Origin of the sequence: Rhizobium mongolense subsp. loessense, assembly GCF_900099775.1 — a bacterium.
GTDB lineage: Bacteria > Pseudomonadota > Alphaproteobacteria > Rhizobiales > Rhizobiaceae > Rhizobium > Rhizobium loessense.
Genome location: NZ_FMTM01000010.1, coordinates 133639 through 152058, shown reverse-complemented (window position 1 = coordinate 152058; position 18420 = coordinate 133639). Strand labels below are relative to the sequence as shown.

Annotated in this window: 19 protein-coding genes and 1 pseudogene; 8 read left to right on the top strand and 12 right to left on the bottom strand. The window is 59.4% G+C overall.

The features are described 5' to 3' along the window. Window positions 1-413 precede the first annotated feature (413 nt). Both BLP23_RS26415 and BLP23_RS26410 read left to right on the top strand, forming a co-directional pair. On the top strand, window positions 414-1115 hold the full coding sequence (locus BLP23_RS26415; RefSeq protein WP_092587704.1) for a CBS domain-containing protein: 702 nt from the start codon (window positions 414-416) through the stop codon (window positions 1113-1115). A 190-nt stretch (window positions 1116-1305) separates the two neighbouring features. After that, window positions 1306-1683, top strand: a complete 378-nt coding sequence (locus BLP23_RS26410) for a YbaN family protein (protein ID WP_092587703.1) — start codon at window positions 1306-1308, stop codon at window positions 1681-1683. A 31-nt stretch (window positions 1684-1714) separates the two neighbouring features. Here BLP23_RS26410 and BLP23_RS26405 read toward each other — a convergent pair. Then, window positions 1715-2071: pseudogene (locus BLP23_RS26405) on the bottom strand (NapC/NirT family cytochrome c); the annotation flags it as partial. Between the two features lie 175 nt (window positions 2072-2246). Then, window positions 2247-2438 (bottom strand): periplasmic nitrate reductase, NapE protein, encoded by a 192-nt coding sequence (gene napE / locus BLP23_RS26400; RefSeq protein WP_167363978.1) that lies wholly within the window; start codon window positions 2436-2438, stop codon window positions 2247-2249. 209 nt (window positions 2439-2647) lie between these two features. Between napE and BLP23_RS26395 the strand changes: the two genes are divergently transcribed. Next, on the top strand, window positions 2648-2866 hold the full coding sequence (locus tag BLP23_RS26395) for a hypothetical protein (RefSeq protein WP_092587702.1): 219 nt from the start codon (window positions 2648-2650) through the stop codon (window positions 2864-2866). A gap of 45 nt (window positions 2867-2911) precedes the next feature. Here BLP23_RS26395 and BLP23_RS26390 read toward each other — a convergent pair whose 3' ends face one another. The 5 genes from BLP23_RS26390 to BLP23_RS26370 all read right to left on the bottom strand — a co-directional run bounded on the left by BLP23_RS26390 (window position 2912) and on the right by BLP23_RS26370 (window position 9148). After that, window positions 2912-3157 carry a DUF982 domain-containing protein gene (locus BLP23_RS26390; protein WP_092587701.1) on the bottom strand — a complete coding sequence of 82 codons (246 nt, stop codon included), beginning with the start codon at window positions 3155-3157 and terminating at the stop codon, window positions 2912-2914. A gap of 165 nt (window positions 3158-3322) precedes the next feature. Then, window positions 3323-4273, bottom strand: a complete 951-nt coding sequence (locus BLP23_RS26385; protein WP_092587700.1) for a glycoside hydrolase family 25 protein — start codon at window positions 4271-4273, stop codon at window positions 3323-3325. 169 nt (window positions 4274-4442) lie between these two features. Then, window positions 4443-5870, bottom strand: coding sequence for an endo-1,3-1,4-beta-glycanase EglC (gene eglC, locus BLP23_RS26380; protein ID WP_092587699.1), 1428 nt, complete (start codon window positions 5868-5870; stop codon window positions 4443-4445). A gap of 228 nt (window positions 5871-6098) precedes the next feature. After that, window positions 6099-7409 carry an HlyD family type I secretion periplasmic adaptor subunit gene (locus BLP23_RS26375; RefSeq protein WP_092587698.1) on the bottom strand — a complete coding sequence of 437 codons (1311 nt, stop codon included), beginning with the start codon at window positions 7407-7409 and terminating at the stop codon, window positions 6099-6101. Then, window positions 7406-9148: a type I secretion system permease/ATPase gene (locus tag BLP23_RS26370; RefSeq protein ID WP_092587728.1), complete on the bottom strand. Its 1743-nt coding sequence runs from the start codon at window positions 9146-9148 to the stop codon at window positions 7406-7408. The genes BLP23_RS26375 and BLP23_RS26370 overlap by 4 nt, the downstream gene beginning before the upstream one ends. 172 nt (window positions 9149-9320) lie before the next feature. On the opposite strand from BLP23_RS26370, the gene BLP23_RS33855 reads away from it, so the two are divergent. The 4 genes from BLP23_RS33855 (at window position 9321) to BLP23_RS26355 (ending at window position 13044) form a co-directional block, all read left to right on the top strand. Beyond that, window positions 9321-9497: a hypothetical protein gene (locus tag BLP23_RS33855; RefSeq protein WP_167363977.1), complete on the top strand. Its 177-nt coding sequence runs from the start codon at window positions 9321-9323 to the stop codon at window positions 9495-9497. Between the two features lie 134 nt (window positions 9498-9631). Then, window positions 9632-9907, top strand: coding sequence for a hypothetical protein (locus tag BLP23_RS26365; RefSeq protein ID WP_092587697.1), 276 nt, complete (start codon window positions 9632-9634; stop codon window positions 9905-9907). Window positions 9908-10034: 127 nt separating this feature from the next. Further along, entirely contained in the window at window positions 10035-12023 is a 1989-nt protein-coding gene (locus BLP23_RS26360; RefSeq protein ID WP_092587696.1) for a PhoX family protein, read from the top strand. A gap of 175 nt (window positions 12024-12198) precedes the next feature. Next, on the top strand, window positions 12199-13044 hold the full coding sequence (locus BLP23_RS26355) for an inositol monophosphatase family protein (RefSeq protein ID WP_092587695.1): 846 nt from the start codon (window positions 12199-12201) through the stop codon (window positions 13042-13044). On the opposite strand, the gene BLP23_RS26350 is transcribed toward BLP23_RS26355, so the two are convergent. The 5 genes from BLP23_RS26350 to BLP23_RS26330 are packed head-to-tail and all read right to left on the bottom strand — an operon-like array spanning window position 13031 to window position 17847. Next, window positions 13031-13879: a glycerophosphodiester phosphodiesterase gene (locus tag BLP23_RS26350; protein WP_092587694.1), complete on the bottom strand. Its 849-nt coding sequence runs from the start codon at window positions 13877-13879 to the stop codon at window positions 13031-13033. The genes BLP23_RS26355 and BLP23_RS26350 overlap by 14 nt on opposite strands. Next, entirely contained in the window at window positions 13872-14948 is a 1077-nt protein-coding gene (locus BLP23_RS26345) for an ABC transporter ATP-binding protein (protein WP_092587693.1), read from the bottom strand. Before BLP23_RS26345 ends, BLP23_RS26350 begins: the two co-directional genes overlap by 8 nt. A gap of 36 nt (window positions 14949-14984) precedes the next feature. After that, the gene (locus BLP23_RS26340; protein ID WP_092587692.1) at window positions 14985-15812 is read right to left on the bottom strand and encodes an ABC transporter permease; all 828 of its coding nucleotides are present in this window, start codon (window positions 15810-15812) and stop codon (window positions 14985-14987) included. Continuing rightward, complete coding sequence (locus BLP23_RS26335) at window positions 15809-16702, bottom strand: ABC transporter permease (RefSeq protein ID WP_092587691.1); 894 nt, start codon at window positions 16700-16702, stop codon at window positions 15809-15811. Before BLP23_RS26335 ends, BLP23_RS26340 begins: the two co-directional genes overlap by 4 nt. Next, window positions 16702-17847 (bottom strand): extracellular solute-binding protein, encoded by a 1146-nt coding sequence (locus BLP23_RS26330; RefSeq protein WP_092587690.1) that lies wholly within the window; start codon window positions 17845-17847, stop codon window positions 16702-16704. Before BLP23_RS26330 ends, BLP23_RS26335 begins: the two co-directional genes overlap by 1 nt. A 285-nt stretch (window positions 17848-18132) precedes the next feature. On the opposite strand from BLP23_RS26330, the gene BLP23_RS26325 reads away from it, so the two are divergent. Beyond that, the gene (locus tag BLP23_RS26325; RefSeq protein WP_092587689.1) at window positions 18133-18354 is read left to right on the top strand and encodes a hypothetical protein; all 222 of its coding nucleotides are present in this window, start codon (window positions 18133-18135) and stop codon (window positions 18352-18354) included. The last annotated feature ends 66 nt before the right edge of the window (window positions 18355-18420 follow it).

The following is an 18420-nucleotide window of genomic DNA, read 5'->3' as shown; positions in this document are numbered from 1 at the left end:
TTCGCGCGCCATGCGCTCGGCGGCTGATCGCATCTCCTGTGTCGGAGCGCTGGAGGCAACATACGTCCAGAATTCGAAGGCGCGTTCCTCGTTGCAAACTGCAATCGCAGGCGGCTGCCACCGCAAATGCATTGTCGATCGCCATGAGTTTGGCGGCGCCGCGACAGATCCCGGACATGCTCGCCCCTTCCGGCGAGGTGAGCGTCGACTTGTTGACGATGTCGGGCAAAGATCTTCGAGGTCGGGCGACCGGCTGCAAAATTGGCAACGATCTGTATTGATGCGGGTCAACCATGTCGGCGTCCTACCAATTGCGCCTCGCGCGGCCGGGGGTTTGATTCATCTCAAAGTCGAGGATCAGCGTTCGATGTAAGCTGCCGCACATGAAACCAACAATGGACGGGAGGACAGCCATGCGCGTCAACACCATTATGACATCGGCGGTTATTACGATCCAATCGACGGCGACGGTCGCTGAGGCAGCAAATCTCATGTTAAGCAATCGTATTAGCGGCCTGCCGGTCGTCGAGCCGCAAGGCATGCTCGTCGGCCTCATCAGCGAAAGCGATCTTCTGCGGCGCAGCGAGCTCGACACCGAGCGCCAGCGTTCATGGTGGCTGGGGCTTTTGGCAAGCCCCGGAAAGGTCGCCGAGGAGTATATCCGGGCGCATGGACGGAAGGTCGAGGAGGTCATGTCTACCCCGGTGATGACGGTGTCGCCCTACACGACGCTTGGAGAGGCGGTCGATCTGATGGAAAAGTCGAAGGTGAAACGCCTGCCAGTGGTGACGGATGGGCGGCTTGTCGGCATCGTCACGCGCTCGGATTTTCTGAAACCCCTACGCGAACCGCCGGCAGAAACAGGCCAACCGTTATCGGACGTCGCCATCGCTGCGGCGATCGCCGAAGAGCTGGCGGCTCAATCCTGGGCCAAAAATGGCCTCATTCGTGCCAGCGTCAACAATGGCGTCGTGACGCTCAACGGATCTGTGCTGGACGAGCGCGAGCGCGGCGCAGCAATCGTAGCGGCTGAGAATGTCCCGGGTGTGACGATGATTCGCGACCAGCTTGCGTGGATTGATCCGAGCTATGGGATTGTCATACAAGCACCATAAGGCCTGAGATCTTGAGTTTGCATACCTGGTCGCTTTTACCGAGATATTCGCTTTGGTGGGAAACGGGATTTGCGCAAGGTTGAACCGCGCGTACCGCAATCCTATTCTCCCCGCATCCCTGTGGTATGCTGATAGGAGAAACGGCTGGGCGATCGGCGCTTTGGAGCGATTGAACGGCTGAAGCCGCTTGATGAAAGGACATCCCGTGCGGCTGCTGTTTGCTGCCTTTGGCTTTGGTTTCGTTGCAATTGGTGTTGTTGGTATCTTCGTGCCACTGCTTCCGACGACACCGTTCCTGATCCTTGCCGCTGCTTTGTTCTCGCGCTCCTCCCCGCGCTTTGAGCGCTGGCTGCTTGCCCATCCGCGCTTCGGCGAGCCACTGCGAAATTGGCGCCGCCAAGGGGCGATCCGGCGACGTCACAAGCTTCTCGCCTGTATTTCGATGATTTGCAGCTTTCTCATCCTGCTCGTATTTTTCAGAACTTCAGCAATTGCCTTGGTTGGCGCTGGAGTTCTGATGGCGGCGGTTGCGATCTATGTCGCGTCTAGGCCTGAACCGCGATACTGAAAATCCACCCACGACTGCCACACTGCCCTGCTTAGAACGCCCCGGGGTGAATTTCGTCCAAAGCACGGCTAAGGTCATCGATCGGCGAATTGCCTGCCATTTTCTTTCCCTCGAGTTCCTTCGGCATTTTCCAGCCCGGATCAACCCCTTCCATGTTGGGAAGCTCGTGTGCGATGCCTTTGTGGCAATCGATGCAGGTCGCTTTGCCAGACAAGAGATAACGGGTATGGATATCGGCGGCCCGTTGCGCCTGTTTCTGCAGATCCATCGCCGTCGATGAATGGCAATTGCGGCACTCGAGGCTGTCATTGGCTTTCAGGCGTGCCCGTTCATGTTGCGCAAGCTCGAGGCGTTTTTCGAGAAACTTCGGTCGTGTATTGATCGTCCCACCGTCGACCAGACGGATTATGCCGGTGGGACATCGCTCGGCGCACAGCCACACCCGGTGCAGGCGTCGAGCCCTTCGGCGGATGCGCCGGGCGGCGGGATGCGAGCATGCCTGGAAACCGGGGAGCCCACGAGAAACTGGCGACGCGAGAGAGGTTCGGCGCGCATGATGAGCCTCAATGCGCAGGCGGCCCGGGAGGGCCGAACACGATCTGAAACATCCAGACGAGAAAACCGTAGCCGCCAAGCGCGCCGACAGCGACCAGCGGCCAGATGCCGAATGCAAGCACAAGAAACGCCAGAAACTCGTTGCGCCGCCGGGAACGGGCCTCGACTGCCAGGGGATGATTAGGAGACGAATCTGGCACGGCGATACCCTCCTTAATTGCAATCAAGCAATCAAAATGCGCCGGAAACAAAACCTATCGGAGGCATGGTCACCTAGAGTTCACGGTTCGGTCGCGAAGTCATTGGTATTGCGATCCCTGGAAGGAACTGGAGGATTGGACGTGCATTTCCAGAGATTGCCCAAACGAAAATGGACGCGCTTAATACCGCACTTGGAAGGATTGCCAGGATGAGTTTCGAAGGACACACGACAGCGCCGGGTGCAAACGTCCATGAGAACCATTACTGCGAGCATGAAGATGCAAGGGGCAGCCGTTGCACGCAATGGGGCTGTTACGGCTTCGAGGAGAGCACCGGCGCCACACGATGGTACTGCCGCAAGCACCAGCCGCTGATCTATCGCGGACTGCCAGCGCATGGCGGCATACACGTCCTTATCGGAAGTTAGCCCGTGCTTGTTTGCGGGCTGCCCATACGGCGGTGGAACTTTCCGTCAGCTCAAACGGAAGTGCGCTTCAACCGCTGCAGCAATGAATGCTTGCCGGGCTTTGGTACCGTCGCACCCGCCATTAAGAGCGTCGTCACATACCTGCTCTGCTCGTCGGAACTGGCTTCCATGATAAGCCGGCCAGGAATGATCAAGCATCGACTTGGCTTGCCGCACGGTCTTGACCGTTCGCATAATGCCCGTTGCCGGATCCTCAAGAGTGATTGGAGTATCCCAGATAGCCCTTTTCATGACGCAGCACCTCCCGAAGCGGGAACGGTTTCATCCCAGAACGGTTCCGGGCCTGCCCCACTTCCGGCTGGACTGGTTAACAGGGTGTTTTCCCTTTTCCATCCGGCAGGCCCTGAAGGCCCGGTTCGATTGGACGCCACCGGTGACGGGTTGATCAAGTGCTCGTCAGCGGCGGCCCGGCGAGATCGAAGACGTTACGATCCGGTCAAGTTGCGGCGCTTCAAGCGGCACGGAGCCGAATTCGATCTTTGCAAGGATTAACGGAGGATCGGGCTCGGCAGGGTGCAGGAGACCGCCTTGGGGCCAGGCACGGCGCAGTTCCTCCTTGGACATTGCTGCGACGTTCACGTCGATATCGGTCAGCGTGCCCGGCACGCGATAAGGACAACGCCGTTTTGAACAGTTGCTGGCGGAAGAAAACTGCCAGAGAAAATAGTTCTGCCAGTTCCCGAGCGGGAAGACCTTGCGGATGTCCGGCTTGTAACGCGCATACCAAAGGGGCAGCCTGGCCAGTACACTGTAGTCGCGCCGATATGCGGCAATATAGCGTGCCGTATCATGGTTGGTGTAAAGGATCGGATAGCGTCCGGTTCTTGCCCTGATGTGCCCGACAAATATCTGCGCATCCTCGAGCGACATGAACAGATCGGGGTCGATACCTTCGATGTCGAGGACCATCAGATCGTCCGCATCCGGCGTCGCATAGTCGAGGAAGTGATTGGCCTGGTCGATGGGATTGCCTGGCCGGCCGACATGGTAGGCACCCCAGAGCAACCCGTTCTGTCGGGCGATCATGCGGCGGCTCGTATAGAGCTCGCGGCTTACCGCGTATTTCCGCCACATCGTCTTGCAATGCGCAAACGTGTCTCCGCGGTGCTCTCCCTGGCAGCTGAAGCTCTCAGGTAGACCATCCGATGCCTTGGAAATAAAGGCCGCGACGCGCTCGTCCTTGAGCAGGGCCTGCCAATCGATCTCATTCATTTCATAGGCGTCGACAACCAGCGCGTTGTTTGAACTCTTCCAGGGCGACACATCCGCCGCAAAAAGGCCCCCTGCTTCAGCGATGAAAACAAGCAGACAAAGGCAGGAAAGAATCGATGTTCGGAGCCCCTTCATCGATCCAAGGTAAAATATCCTGAGTTTATAATATATTAAGAATAAGGCAGCCCTAACGCGCGCCGTGTCTAAGGGGCTGATTGAGCGCCATCGCCATGGCGCTCAAATGCACGACCCGTTCACCAGCCGAGCGCTAGCAACCAAGTCTGTCGCTTGAGATAAGCGACGATCATATGTGCCATTCGGCGGATTGGGCGCTGGCCGTGACCGGGGCATCATCGAGCGAATAGGCATGGATGTAGTCTATCTTCATCTGTGCCCCATCGGCGAACCCGGCACCCGGCGTTCCGGCCGTGCCGCCGACGGCCAGATTTACCAGCATGTACATTGGATCATGCATGTCGGCCGGCGTATCGGCATGGGCTACGGCGACATCGTCGAAATACCAGACGATCTGATCTTCGTCCCATAAGACCCCATAGGTGTGGAAGCCATCGGTGCTTGGGACCTTGACGGGCGTCGAGTCCGTGGTGCGCGAGCCGGTCTCGTTGCTGTGGACTGTCACGTTGACGGTGTTCGGATCCTGTCCCCGCATCTCGACGACGTCGAGTTCCGGCGGCCACGAACCATCTTCAGGCAGCAGCCAGAAAGCCGGCCAGGCACCCTGCTCGGTCGGCATGTCGGCGCGCATTTCGAAGTAGCCGTAGGTCTGAGCGAAGGAGGAATGCGTGTTCAAGAGGCCCGACGTATAATCGTAGCCGTTGATCTGCGATTGGATCGCTTCGGAGGCCGGCGCCGCTGTTATGGTCAGCACCCCATTCTGAAGGGAGAAGGGATTGACGGCCGAGGTCGCAGAATAGGACGGATTGATGTACCACTGGAGTTCGCCATTGCCGGGGAGCGAGCTGCCCTTTTCCGGCGCCCACCAGAATTTGGCATCCCAGACGCCCTGGTCGCCGTTGCGCAGCGACAGGCTGTTGAATTCATCGGCAAATGTGAGCGTGAGTGCGGACCGGTCGAGCGTCAGCTGGAACTGATTCGCGCTGAGGTCGGCGACGGTTTTGTTCGCAAAAACGATACTTTCGCCGCCACCGAGATCGAGGCGCAGGTTTGCGCCCTCCTGTGTGAGGTGGCTTACGACCTGATCGAAGCTCGACAGCCCGTAGCCGTTCAATCGGACGGTATCGTCGGTGCCGAAATCGACGACAAGGTCGCTGCCGTTGCCGCGCGTGAAGATGAACGTATCGGAACCGCCGGCGCCGATGAGGACATCGTTGCCAGCGCGACCATCTATCGTCTGACTTCCGGACCCGCCGGTGATGATATTGTCCGTCGCATTGCCAAAGGCGTAGCGGCCGCTGCCGGTGACCGTTAGATTTTCGAAGTTTTCAGGAAGCGTATAGCTCATCCAGGTGCTGATGGTATCGACCCCGGCGTTCGGGGCCTCCACCGCGCGGTTGATGCTGGAATAGAGGTAATAGATGTCGTCACCCGTTCCGCCCTGCATGGTAACGTTTACGGAGGCGTCGCCCCATATCGAATCGTTGCCGCTCGTCCCATTCAGCACAGGGCCTGAACCTTTGGCCGAAAACCAGGCGCTCGATGCACCGCTATAAAAGAGTGATTTACCAACGGCGTTCGTAACCGAGCTTGCCATACATGATTCTCCTTCGTTTTCTGCCTTGCGATAATAGATGACGATTTAGGCGGTTTTGACACCTTTCGATTGATTTTCGCTTCGACCTCCCACGGAAAGCCTGCAACAGACCTAATGGAAATATCAACGCGCGTTTGCCACTGTGCCACCATCTGGCGTTCGGACCATATTGATCCATAATGACACGGCGAAGACTTGCTTGCCCTCGCCGCACGCCCGCCAGATCACTCAGTCCTCCCGGAAAGCGCGCGCCACCTGATCGGTCAGAGGCTTCGTCAAATAGGCAAGCGCCGTACGCGCACCTGTTTGCACGAATGCTTCCACCGGCATGCCGGGGACGGGCACAAGACCGCCCAATCGGCTCCATTCGCTCTGATCAACCGAGATCCGGACGGCATAGTAGGTCGTGCCGCTCTCCCGATCCGTCGTCAGATCGGCGGCAATCTGCTGCACGATACCGTTGATTTCGGGCGTGTTCCTTTGGTTGAAGGCGGAAAATCGCAGCCTGACCTCTTGGCCGATGGATAGCTGATCGATGTCCTGAGGTAACACGCGCACTTCGGGCGTCAACGTATCGCGGGCGGGCACGATCTGCATGATCGGCTCACCGGGTGGAACGACGGCGCCGGCGGAGTGGACCGTAAGCTGATGGACGATACCTGTCTGAGGCGCCCGGATGTCAACGCGCCGCAGTTCGTCTCTTGCGGCGACCATTCGTTCGGAGAATTCTCCGATGTCGCTCTGCGTCTTGCGAAGTTCGTCCGATACTTCGCTGCGGTGATCGTCATCGATCTGAATGATCTGCAATTCCGTCTCGGTGACCTTACCGTTCGTCTGCGCAACGCTTGCCACGAGGCTTCCGAGCTCGCCCGTCAGGCGCGCGGACTCGCGTTCAAGGGCATAGAGGCGGTTGACAGGCACGATACCTTGGTCGAACAGGCGCCTGACGCTCGCAAGCTCCTTGTCGATCAGTGCCATCTCTGCCTTCTTGCCGGTCTGCTGGGCGACAAGTCCCTCCGCTTCCTGCCGCAATTGCTGGATGCGTTCGCGCAACTGGGCTTTCCTGCTGGCACGCGATGTCCGGCGATTTTCGAACAATCGGCGCTCGCCTTCGATGATGCCGCCGTTTCCAGCTTCGCCTGCCCGTTCTAACAGACTATCGGGAAACCCAATCTCCTCAACGCCGTCCCGTTCGGCGCCAAGCCTGGCAGAGGCGGCCGACAGCTCGTTCAGTCGCCGGGAGATGATTGCGAGGTTTGCCCGCAATGGCGCGTCGTCCAGATGCACGAGGATCTGCCCAGCCTCCACCAGCCCGCCGTTTTTGACGAAGATTTTCCCGACAGTGCCCCCCTTTTGATGCTGAACGGGCTTCACATAGCTGTCGACGACAAGCGTGCCGTTCGCAATCACCGCGCCGGAAAGGTAGGTCGTGGCTCCGAGGCCTCCAACCACGCCGACCAGAAGCAGGACCATCGCGAGTGCGATCGTCGTAAGGCGGCTGATTGCAGCTTCGGATATGGGCGCTCGCTTGTCGATCAACTGTCGCCTCCTGCTATAACCGTCAGCGTGCCACTGCGCGGAGCTGTCGAAACGGTTGCCTTATTGAGAACCTCGTCCTTCGCCCCGAAGGCCTGAAGTTGTCCATTGGCGAGTACCAGAACGAGATTGGCGGCCGCCAGCGCACTTGGCCGGTGGGCAATGACGATGGCAATGCCCTTGCGTGCCCGGATGCCTGCGATCGCCTGAGCGAGCGCTGCCTCGCCATCGCTGTCGAGGTTCGAGTTCGGCTCATCCAGGACGACAAGGAAGGGATCGCCATAGAGCGCGCGCGCCAGGCCAATGCGCTGGCGCTGCCCGGCCGAAAGCATCGATCCGTTCTCGCCGATCTGGGTGTCGAAGCCATCGGGAAACTGCACGATCATCTCGTAGACGCCCGCAGCTCTTGCCGCTGCAATGATTTTCTCGGACGGGGCATCTGTGTCGAAACGCGCGATATTTTCGGCAATGGAGCCCTCGAAAAGCGACACTTCCTGCGGTAGATAGCCGATCGACCGGCCGAGCGATGACGGGTCCCACTGATCAAGGGACGCCTTGTCGAGACGCACCGAGCCGCTGATAGGTTTCCAAAGACCGACCAGTCCGCGGGCAAGCGACGATTTTCCAGATGCGCTCGGCCCGATGACGCCGACGGCGTCTCCGGCCTCCGCTCTGAACGAGATCCCGCGCAGTACCATCGTCCGGGTACCAGGAACGGCAAGGTGAAGCGCTTCCACGGACAGATTCGCGGTCGGCGCAGGCAGGTCGACATGCCGCTCCTCGGTCGGTAGCAGCTCCAGATGCTTTGTCAGTCTGCTCCAGCTTTGCCGGGCGGCGACAAAGCCCTTCCATTGTCCGATTGCAAGCTCCACAGGTGCCAGCGCCCTGCTGACGAGGATGGAACTTGCGATCATGATCCCGGGCGTCGCCTCTTGCCTGACCACCAGGATGGCGCCGACCGCCAGCACGCCGGATTGCAGCATCATCCGAAGGACTCTTGAGATCGACATCAGACTGGTCGTGACGGTCGTCGCCGAGATATGATTGGCAAGATACCGGTTGTTAACCTCGGTCCATTTTGCGGCCAGCAACGATCCGAACCCCATGGCCAGCACGGCCTCGGAGTTCCGCCGTGTCGCTTCGGCAAGATTCAGCCGCCGCGCGGAAAGCTCAGCGGCAATCTTTGCCGGTTTGCGGGACTTGTATTCGGCGAGTGCTGTAAGGCCAATCAACATCACCGCACCGGCAAGCGCCGTGACACCGATCCAGACGTGAAAGAGAAAGCACAGACCGATGTAAAAAAGCATCCACGGCATATCGAACAGCGCCGTTGGCCCGGGGCCGGACAGAAAACCGCGTACGGTATCAAGATCGCGGATCGACTGCAGACCGTCGCCCGGCATTCGCATCCGCGAGGGCAACAGGATCAGGGAGTTATAGACGTCGCCTCCCAAACGCTCGTCGACGGCCGCTCCGGCGCGCATCAACAGCATCGAGCGGATAAAATCGAGCAATCCCTGGAAGATGAAGAGCGTTGCTGCAATGATCGCAAGCCCGGCAAGTGTGGGCAGGCTTCGACCCGGAATCACCCGGTCATAGACTTGCAACATGAAGAAGGAGCCAGTGAGCGCCAATATGTTGACGATGCAGCTCGTAGCTCCGACACCCAGGAAAGCGCGCTTGAGGGAAAAAAGCACCGCCACAAGGAAAGCCTGTGGTGGGCCGGATTTTTCGTTCGTCATGCAGCGCTCCGCGGTTGTATCACCGACACGAAGCGGGAGCCGTTCGTGCAGGCCATTCAACATTACATTCTTAGTTCGACGCTATTGTTATCATCCCATGCGGTCGACGTGTTCCCGTTAAAAAGTTTCTTTCGGTCTAAATTAAGAACCGCTTTACAGCGGAGGCAGGCGAATGGCCGATGTGCAGGAACGGGACGTGGCCGAGCATGCCTTGCAGACGAAATTTTCACCCACCATCTCAGCCTCGGCGTTCGAGAAAAGCAAGCCCGGCCTGCAATTCCTGCTGTGGATAAAGAGGTTGCCGACGAAATTCGGCCCTGTTGGCGCCCTACGGGCTGGGAGCCGGTAACCTTTCGTTAACCATGCCGGCCTATCAATGGGGCGCTGCTTTTCGGCGATAGCAAGGCAGCACGTCGCGTGGCCGGCTTTGCAGCTTCAGACACGTGGCGCTTGGGCTGGATATCTTCTCCAAGGAGTTTGCAAATGCAGCTTATCGCTTTACCGGATACGTTCAACCTGATCGGCAACGATGCGCTTATCGTCATGAAGGCCGACGACACGCATCAAGCCGTGTGTGTGACGAAAGATGCGCTTGCTGGTGTTCAAGCTGCGCCTGACCCACGGTGGCTGCCGCAGGATCTGAGCGTACTGGAACTTATCGCGAGCTGGAAATTCGATCATGGCGAGATCGCTTTCGATGGCCGCATCTGGATCACGGCGAAGGATGTCCAGAACTGGCATAAAATGACGCGGCATTAAATTTTATCCGACCGGGACGGCTCACGAGCGAGCTGCAAGGAAATTGTCGCATTTCCGTAATATCCCAGCCCTAAGTTTAGAACGGCTCCAAAACTAGGGGGCCGTTCTCAACTTTGGAGCCAGTCCCATGAATGAACATCTTTCTCAAAAGATATTCCCCACGACGCAACTTGAAGACGCAGATGGCGAAGGCCACAATTCAAGCCTCAATCCGACCATGGGCGAAATCATCAGCAAGCGCTTTTCGCGCCGTAGTTTCCTCCAGGGTTCGCTTGCAGTTGCCGCCATTACTGCGACCGTCAGCCCAGTGGCGTTGATGACGGCGGAAAAGGCGCGCGCGAATGGCGCTTCTGCCTTCTCCTTCCCGGAAGTCGAGGCCGGCGTGGATGCCAACCATCACGTCGCCGAAGGCTACAGCGCCGACGTCCTTTTGCGTTGGGGCGACGCGCTCTTTGCCGACGCACCGGCCTTCGACCCTACCAAGCAGACGGCAGAAGCCCAGCGCCGGCAATTCGGCTACAACAACGACTATGTCGGCTTCATCCCGCTTGAAGGTTCTTCGACCCACGGGCTGCTTGTCGTAAACCACGAATATACGAACCCGCACCTGATGTTTCCCGGCATCGTCAAGATCGTCGACGGGAAAATCTCCCAGGGCAAGCTCAGCAAGGAACAGGTCGACGTCGAAATGGCCGCGCATGGCGGCACAATCGTCGAGATCCGCAAGGTCGACGGAAAGTGGCAGGTCGTTCCGGAAGGCCGCTACAACCGCCGCATCACCTCTACCACGGAAATGCAGCTTACCGGCCCGGCCGCCGGTCATGAGCGGGTCAAGACCTCGGCGGACGCCACCGGCACGCGCGTCATCGGCACGTTCAACAACTGTGCGGGCGGCGTGACCCCTTGGGGCACCTACATCATGGCTGAAGAAAATTTCCACGGCTATTTCTCCGGCGAACTGCCGCAAGGCCATAAGGAAGCCGCCAATTACAAGCGCTACGGCGTGCCGGAAGGCAGTTACGATTGGGCCAATTATTACGACCGCTTCGATCTCTCCAAGGAACCGAACGAACCGAATCGCTTTGGCTGGATCGTCGAAGTCGACGTCATGGATCCGACCGCGACCCCGAAGAAGCGCACTGCTCTTGGCCGGACCAAGCATGAGGGGGCGGCATCGATCGTCGACAAGGACGGCCATGTTGTCTTCTATCTCGGCGACGATGAACGCTTCGACTATGTCTACAAGTTTGTGACGACGGGAACGTTCAATGCGAACGATCGTGCCGCCAACCTTGATCTACTCGATGAAGGCACGCTTTACGTGGCCAAGTTTGCCGAGGACGGTACGTTGCAGTGGCTGCCGCTCATCTTCGGCCAGGGACCGCTGACGGCCGAAAACGGTTTTGCCAGCCAGGCCGATGTTCTCATCGAAACGCGTCGCGCCGCCGACACTGTCGGCGCAACGAAAATGGACCGGCCGGAAGACATCGAACCGAACGCCGTCAACGGCAAGGTTTACGTCATGCTGACCAATAACAGCAAGCGCAAGGCCGATCAGGTGGACGCCGCAAATCCCCGCCCCGACAACGCCTTCGGTCACATCATCGAGATCACCGAGGATGGCGGCGATTTCTCTGCAACTTCAGGCAAATGGGAAGTTCTCTTGAAGTGCGGCGATCCTTCGGTTGCCGAAGTCGGCGCGACTTTTTCGACCGAAACTTCCAAGAACGGTTGGTTCGGCATGCCGGACAACTGCGCCGTCGATTCGGCCGGCCGTCTTTGGGTCGCAACCGACGGGAATAACAACAAGGCCACCGGCCGCACTGACGGCCTTTGGGCTGTCGACACCGAGGGGGACGCCCGCGCCACCTCTCGCCTTTTCTTCCGCGTCCCGGTCGGTGCCGAGCTCTGTGGCCCGCTCTTTACCCCGGATGACGAAACGGCTTTCGTCGCCGTGCAGCATCCCGGTGACGGCGGTGATGACTGGGCCGGCCATGGCCGCCCATCCTATTACGAGGATCTTTCCACCAGATGGCCGGACTTCAAGGATGACATGCCAGTGCGCCCGTCTGTACTAGCCATCACCAAGATTGGCGGCGGCAAGATCGGCGTCTGAACGGCGCGTTGACAGAGCCTTTGTTCGCCGGGACGCGTGCGGCGTCCCGGCTATTTTTGTTTGCCCGAACACAATCCTGTCTGCATCCCTGCCCTCTTACGTCACAAAAACTTCATGCGTCTCTGCGAAAGCTTTCTTGCAAACGACGTCCGCATCCTTTCCATAAGAATTCTTCATGACCTCGTCCTCAGTCTCCACCCGCTTGTCACCGGCGGCCTCGCAACGCCTTTCGCTTCTGGCAAATACGGCACTGAAAGCGGGGCAAACCGCCCGCAGGTCGCTAAAGCGGCGGCTGGTGAGCGAGATCGTGTCGAAGGCACCGCGTGACTACCAGACGGAAATCGACGTGGCGGTCGAGCGGATCATCGTCGATGAGGTGGCGAAAGCCTTTCCTACCTACGCGATCAAAGGAGAGGAAGCCGTCGGCAATCGTGATGCCGAGGCCAGCACACCTGTCATCTATATCGACCCGATCGACGGCACGACAAACTACGCCTGGGGCATTCCGCATTTCGGCATGACCATTTCGATCGCCGAAGGTGGTCGCATCGTGGCCGGCGTCGTCTATGATGCCATGCAGGATGAACTGTTCAGCGCGGAGGCCGGCGGCGGCGCTTATCTGAACGGCGAGCCGATCCGCTGCATCGACAATGCCGAAATCGAAAACGTCCTGATCGGCGCTGGACTGCCCGTTCCAGGACAAGTGAAAGCCGTCAGCGAGGACACCTACTTCACCGCGCTCAAGCGGCTGATGGCCAATACGGCAGGTGTGCGGCGGCTGGGCTCAGCAGCACTTTCAATTGCCTATGTGGCATGCGGACGGCTGGACGGCTTCTTCGAAGACGGATTGTCGCTGCATGATTATGGCGCGTCGGTCCTTCTGGTTGAAGAGGCTGGCGGGCAGGTTTCGGCCTTTTCCGGCGGGCCAGTCACGGCAAACGGCGATATCCTCGCCGCAAACAGCGCGATCCATCCGTGGCTTGTCCAGGGATTTAACGCAGCTCGACTTACAGGTGCTTGACCAGCAGCGCTTCAAGCCCAACCGGATCGTCGGTGGTGATTTGATCCGCTTTCAGGGCAAGAAGCCGTCGAACCTTCGGCAAGACTTCGGGAACGGCTGCCGTGATGGTATAGGCATCGACGCGGCGACCAGCACGATGGAAGGCGCCAATGAGGTCATAACCTTCAGCGTCGGCAAAGAGCACCAATTCCCAGTATAGATAGAACATCCGTGCGCGCGGCGATGCCTTCAGCGCTGTTTCCACGAAACCTGCGAAGTCGCGGCTTTCGGTCAAGCGCTCAATCGCCCCGTCGTGACAAGGGTCATAGCCGATCGGCATGTCGGGGACCGCGCCGGAAAGCCGTTCGACGGCTCTGGCATCACCCCCAGACAGAATGACCGACCGCGCGACCGGCGACATTGCTGCGGCAAAGGCGGTGATATCCACGTCGCGGATACTCGCCGACGCCTCCTTGAGATCCAGCTGCAGGACGGCATTTTCATCGCATTCGCCCGCAAGAAGAAGCTGCCCGAGATCGTCGATCAGCATCACCGGGTGATCTGTCGGCACGCCAGTATCATCGCGAAGCTGCAGGCCACGCAGATACTCCTGCGAAGCATCCAGGACACGGCCCGTGCCCGTCGTGGCCCGATCAAGTGTTTCATCGTGAAGAACCGCAAAACCTTCGCCGCAAAAACGACTGAGATCTATCTCGACGCTGGCGCCGAGCAACATGCCTTCGGCAATCCGCCGGCGCGTAAATGAGATGTCGCCGGCGAAGCGATGGCCACGATGCCATTTCAGCCATGTCCGGTGCGCACCCGTTTCGACGGCAATCCCCCTGCGGTCAGACATGTCCGAGCATCCGATCGGTTTGCAGCTCGCCGGCGGCCGACCGGTGGACGAGCTTGTTCTCACGAAAGGCGAAATAGGCGTTGGCTGCCGGTTCCACAAGGGAGCCCCTTGTCCAATCGACATCCGGTGGTGTCATGGCCTTGAGCCGCGTGCCGTCCGCAAGGTCGATATCGACGATCCTGTGGGTGCCGAAATCGATGCTGCGATGCACGATGCCGGCGCCTGACTTCTTTGACGGGCTGAGCGCGAGCGCTTCGGGGCGGAAGGCGAGCACGAGATCGCCGTCTGCGACCGGCACAGCAAGCGAAAAGTCCGGATGTTCAATCATCCCGTTGCGGATCTTCACGCGAACGAAATTCATGGAGCCGATAAAACCTGCCACGAATTCGGTCTTCGGTTCGCGGTAGATGACGTCCGGCGGTGCGATCTGTTCCGCGCCGCCATCCCGCATGACGACGACCCGGTCGGCAAGCGCCAGCGCTTCGTCCTGCCCATGAGTGACAAACAGGGTCGTGATGCCGAGGCGCTGCTGAATGTCGCGCACCTCTTCCCGCAGGCGCTCGCGCAAATGCTGGTCGAGACTGGCAAAGGGCTCGTCGAGCAGCAAAATCTTCGGCTCCAGCACGAGCGAGCGCGCCAATGCCACACGCTGCTGCTGCCCGCCCGAAAGTTGTGTCGTCATCCGCTTTCCGTAGTTGGAAAGGCCGACAAGCGCGAGCGCGCCTTCAACGCGCTCCCTGATCTCGGGTTTCGGCAGCCTGCGTATCTTCAACCCGAACGCAACGTTGTTGAAGACGTCCATATGCGTCCAGAGCGCATGGCTTTGAAACACCATCCCTGTCGGGCGCTTCTCCGGCGCAAGTGTCGTAACGTCCCTGGCGTCGATGAGAATTGAACCTGCACTCGGTCGTTCGAAACCCCCGATCATGCGAAGAAGCGTCGACTTGCCGGAGCCCGATGGTCCGAGCAGGCAGACGAGCTCGCCATCATCGACATCGAGCGAGAAATCGCGCACCGCGAACGAAGCGCCGAAGGCCTTCGAAATCTCTTTGATCGTCAAGCGTGCCATCCCAAGCCTTTCTTCGGGTCATGCCCGATCCGCACGTCACGCGCCAAGGCCGCGGGCAAAGGCGCCGGTTCCAACGATGCGGCGGGCAAACATCAGCGCGATGAAGGACGGCACCCACAACATGACCGACAGGACTGCGCCGTACTGCACGACGATCTGATTGTTGATGAAGGTGATCATCAATACCGGCATGGTTCGGACCTCGGGAGCACCGATCAGCCACGCTCCTTCCGTTTCGTAGAAGGTTCCAACAAAGGTGAGCAGAAGCGCAGCCGCGATTGTCGGTGCGGCCTGCGGAAGAGTGATCGACCAGAACACCCGCAGTGGCGCCGCACCTGCATCCCGGGCCGCTTCCTCCATGCGCCGGTCGACGTTCTGGAACGCCGCGACAGGGATCCAGATCATCAGCATGAGGGTGCCGACGAGCTGGATCAGGACGACACCCCAGAAGGTGCTGATCAGGCCGAGCTGCAGGAAGATGCCGGCGATCGCGACAAGCAGGCCGAACTTCGGGAAGGCGTGCGACGCAAGAAAGGACAGGAAGAGGATGTTCCTGCCCGGAAAGGTCATGCGCGCAAATGCGTAAGCCGCCGGCAGGCAGATGACAGCCGACAGCAGCGTTACGGTCGCCGTCAGCCGAAGGCTGAGAAATAGCGATTCCCAGACGTCGGAGCGCGATAGCGTCTGCGACCAAAAGCGCAGCCCGAACTGCTGCGGAATGACAGAGGGATAGCGCCAGACCTCGGTAAAGGCCCAGGTTCCGACAACAATCAGCGGAAGCGCGATGAACAGCGTCAGCAGCGCCGCAAACAGGATGCCAACCCAATCGATCCTTACCGTACCGGCACTTGTACCAAGACTCATCGGCCGCCCTCCCGGTTTTTCGCGATCGAGCGAACATAGAAGATCCCGAACACCAGGCAGAAGCCGAAGGTGATCACCGCTTGCGTCAGAGCATTCAGCGGGTCGTTGAGGTCGGAGAAGGTGCGTTGCATGAACGGCCCCATCATCTCCGGCGAAGCTGGACCAAGCACGTATGGCAGCGTGAAGGACGAAAAGATGCCGAGGATGGCGAAGGAGGCCGTGACGAGAAACGAATTGCCCATGCACGGCAGGATAATCGAAATGAAGACCCGCAGCGGAGAGGCACCGACATCGCGCGCTGCCTCGATCGAGCTTTTCGCGATATTGCCCAATCCGGCCGCCAGCATCAGCACGGTCAGGGGAAGATTGTCCCAGACGAGGCCGATCACCGGCCCCCAGGGCGTCAGATATGGAGACGGCAGTTTTGGCAGGCCGGTCGCGTTCAGGAGGATGTCGATGGTGCCGTTCGGACCGATCGTGCGGATAAGCGCGTAGGAGAGGATGATCGACGGTACGAACATCGGAAAGATTGCAAGGCCTTGGACATAGGCTGCGAGCCGTCCCTGCGAAAAGCGCAGATAAAGGGCGATCGGCAGGCCAGTGGCGAGAAGCAGCAGGCCGCAAACCAGCGTCGTCCAGAGCGTAAGCCAGAGATTGGCCAGGCTATAGGCATCGCTGAAGAAAAAGCGGTAGGAAGCAAGCGAAAAGAAAGTCGCGCCGTCCGGTTGGCGAAAGAAGATCGTGCCGACGACTGCGGCGATGATCGGATAGACGATCAGCCAACAAAGCAAAAGCACCGGCAAGGCGACGAGGAGAAGCCCTGCCGAAGCGTTCGTGGCGGCTGGTGCGCGCCAGCGCGCCAGCGATGGTGGCGCAAAATCCCTGCGCATCAGCTACGGCTGATGCCCGGCGCGACGCTGCGGTACCAGCCGTCGTTGATGGCAGGCTCCCAATCGCCGCTCGGAAAGGTGGGGATCGTCGCCGGGACGACATCGGCATATTTCTGGCGGAGTTCATCGGAGATATGGTCCCAGGAGATGGCCGGAAAACCGCCGATCTCGGTGATGATCGCTTCCTGCATCTCCTTTGTCAGCAGGAAGGCGGCGAGCTTCAGGGCCGCGTCCTTATGCGCGCCGTTCGAAAACACCGTCATGCGCGAGAAATTGCCGCAAAGCGCAAGGTCGCCGAGCTGAACGAGGCCGGTCGCTTCCGGCAGAACGCCCTGCGAGATCGCTTGCAGGACCTGGTCGGACCAGACCGGCGTCATCGTGACCACCCCCTGCGCCAGAAGCTGAATCGACTGCGTGTTGCCAGCCGTATAGGCGCCCTTTTCATAGAGCGACGGCGCAAGGTCGTTGAGGATCGCCCAGGCGGGCGCCAGGGTCTGATTGGCGTAATCAGCCGAGAAGTTGTCGATCGTGAATTTCTTCGGATCGCGGCCGTTGGCCTCATGGATAGCGCGGCGAACGAAGTTGCCGCCTGAACCACCTTTGTCGGGACGATTGTAGATAAACTGGCCCGGATTGGCCTTGATCCATGAAACCAGCTGTTCCCAAGTCTTCGGCGCATCCTTTGGGTCGAGCTTGGCCTTGTCGTAGGCGAGAAGAACCTGCGAGCCGCGGTAGGGAAGCGAATATTCGCTGTCGGTGCTCAGCGGATTGATGCGGTCGAAGCCTTCGATGTTCTCTGCAGAGAACTTGACCCAAAGACCGGCGTCGATCCCACCCGTCGGCAGGCGTGGATCGAAGGTTTCGAAGATGTCTGCCTGCGGATCGGTCTTGGTCTGGAGGGCGGCCAGGGCTCGATCGGCAATGGCGCGCAGACCGGTATTGTCGCCGGCATCAGTGACCTTCAAGGCAACGTCCGGATGGGCCGCTTCGAAGGCCGGACGGACGATGTTGTTCCAGAAGTCGACGATATTGGCGTCCGAGCCGCTGTAGAGATCAATCGTCGTCGCTCCTGCGGCGGCAAAACGCGGCACAGCCAGCAGAGCTGCTGCGGCCGACGATGTGATAAGAAACTCGCGTCTGTTCATCACCCTCTCCATTCGTTTCGCGGTCGCACCCCGCGTGTGGCTGCTGGTGCTAGCTACCGCTGACGCGTGACATCGGGATGACAAAAGGGTTCGGGCGAAGGGTTTTTTGCACAGCCGTGCATCTTAATCTCCGCAACGACGACATCGACGAAAGAGTGGGTGAATCCGACGGTCTTGAATGCGGCTTATGATTGACGACCGGTCTGTGGCCATCTTTTCGCCGTCGCGGTTACATTAGATTGTAATCAATCGCGGCTAGATTGTTTTCATCATCAGGAGGCAACCATGCGCGATATGACCATCTCAGAGATATTGTGCGATCCGCTGATCCGGCAGCTTATGCGCGCGGACAGGGTATCGCTTGACGTTTTCGCAACATTGCTCCGCGAAGCTGCAGCGCGCGCCGACGCACAGGCGATGAAGGGCTTCAGCGCCGCCGTGCCGCCAGACGATAACGAGGCTTCAGAACAGTCGCGCGAGACGATCATGCAAACGGAAGCAGTATAGAATTGCGGGCCTCAATGTTTGCTGCCGACGCGATGCTTTGTGGCCTTTGAGCATGCGGTTCGCCCC

What these genes read in the sequence shown, in the direction of transcription:
- BLP23_RS26415 (WP_092587704.1), top strand. Translation starts at nt 414, where the DNA reads ATGCGCGTCAACACCATTATGACATCGGCGGTTATTACGATCCAATCG.
- BLP23_RS26410 (WP_092587703.1), top strand. Translation starts at nt 1,306, where the DNA reads ATGAAAGGACATCCCGTGCGGCTGCTGTTTGCTGCCTTTGGCTTTGGT.
- BLP23_RS26395 (WP_092587702.1), top strand. Translation starts at nt 2,648, where the DNA reads ATGAGTTTCGAAGGACACACGACAGCGCCGGGTGCAAACGTCCATGAG.
- BLP23_RS26390 (WP_092587701.1), bottom strand. Translation starts at nt 3,157, where the DNA reads ATGAAAAGGGCTATCTGGGATACTCCAATCACTCTTGAGGATCCGGCA.
- BLP23_RS26385 (WP_092587700.1), bottom strand. Translation starts at nt 4,273, where the DNA reads ATGAAGGGGCTCCGAACATCGATTCTTTCCTGCCTTTGTCTGCTTGTT.
- eglC (WP_092587699.1), bottom strand. Translation starts at nt 5,870, where the DNA reads ATGGCAAGCTCGGTTACGAACGCCGTTGGTAAATCACTCTTTTATAGC.
- BLP23_RS26370 (WP_092587728.1), bottom strand. Translation starts at nt 9,148, where the DNA reads ATGACGAACGAAAAATCCGGCCCACCACAGGCTTTCCTTGTGGCGGTG.
- BLP23_RS33855 (WP_167363977.1), top strand. Translation starts at nt 9,321, where the DNA reads ATGGCCGATGTGCAGGAACGGGACGTGGCCGAGCATGCCTTGCAGACG.
- BLP23_RS26365 (WP_092587697.1), top strand. Translation starts at nt 9,632, where the DNA reads ATGCAGCTTATCGCTTTACCGGATACGTTCAACCTGATCGGCAACGAT.
- BLP23_RS26360 (WP_092587696.1), top strand. Translation starts at nt 10,035, where the DNA reads ATGAATGAACATCTTTCTCAAAAGATATTCCCCACGACGCAACTTGAA.
- BLP23_RS26355 (WP_092587695.1), top strand. Translation starts at nt 12,199, where the DNA reads ATGACCTCGTCCTCAGTCTCCACCCGCTTGTCACCGGCGGCCTCGCAA.
- BLP23_RS26350 (WP_092587694.1), bottom strand. Translation starts at nt 13,879, where the DNA reads ATGTCTGACCGCAGGGGGATTGCCGTCGAAACGGGTGCGCACCGGACA.
- BLP23_RS26345 (WP_092587693.1), bottom strand. Translation starts at nt 14,948, where the DNA reads ATGGCACGCTTGACGATCAAAGAGATTTCGAAGGCCTTCGGCGCTTCG.
- BLP23_RS26340 (WP_092587692.1), bottom strand. Translation starts at nt 15,812, where the DNA reads ATGAGTCTTGGTACAAGTGCCGGTACGGTAAGGATCGATTGGGTTGGC.
- BLP23_RS26335 (WP_092587691.1), bottom strand. Translation starts at nt 16,702, where the DNA reads ATGCGCAGGGATTTTGCGCCACCATCGCTGGCGCGCTGGCGCGCACCA.
- BLP23_RS26330 (WP_092587690.1), bottom strand. Translation starts at nt 17,847, where the DNA reads ATGAACAGACGCGAGTTTCTTATCACATCGTCGGCCGCAGCAGCTCTG.
- BLP23_RS26325 (WP_092587689.1), top strand. Translation starts at nt 18,133, where the DNA reads ATGCGCGATATGACCATCTCAGAGATATTGTGCGATCCGCTGATCCGG.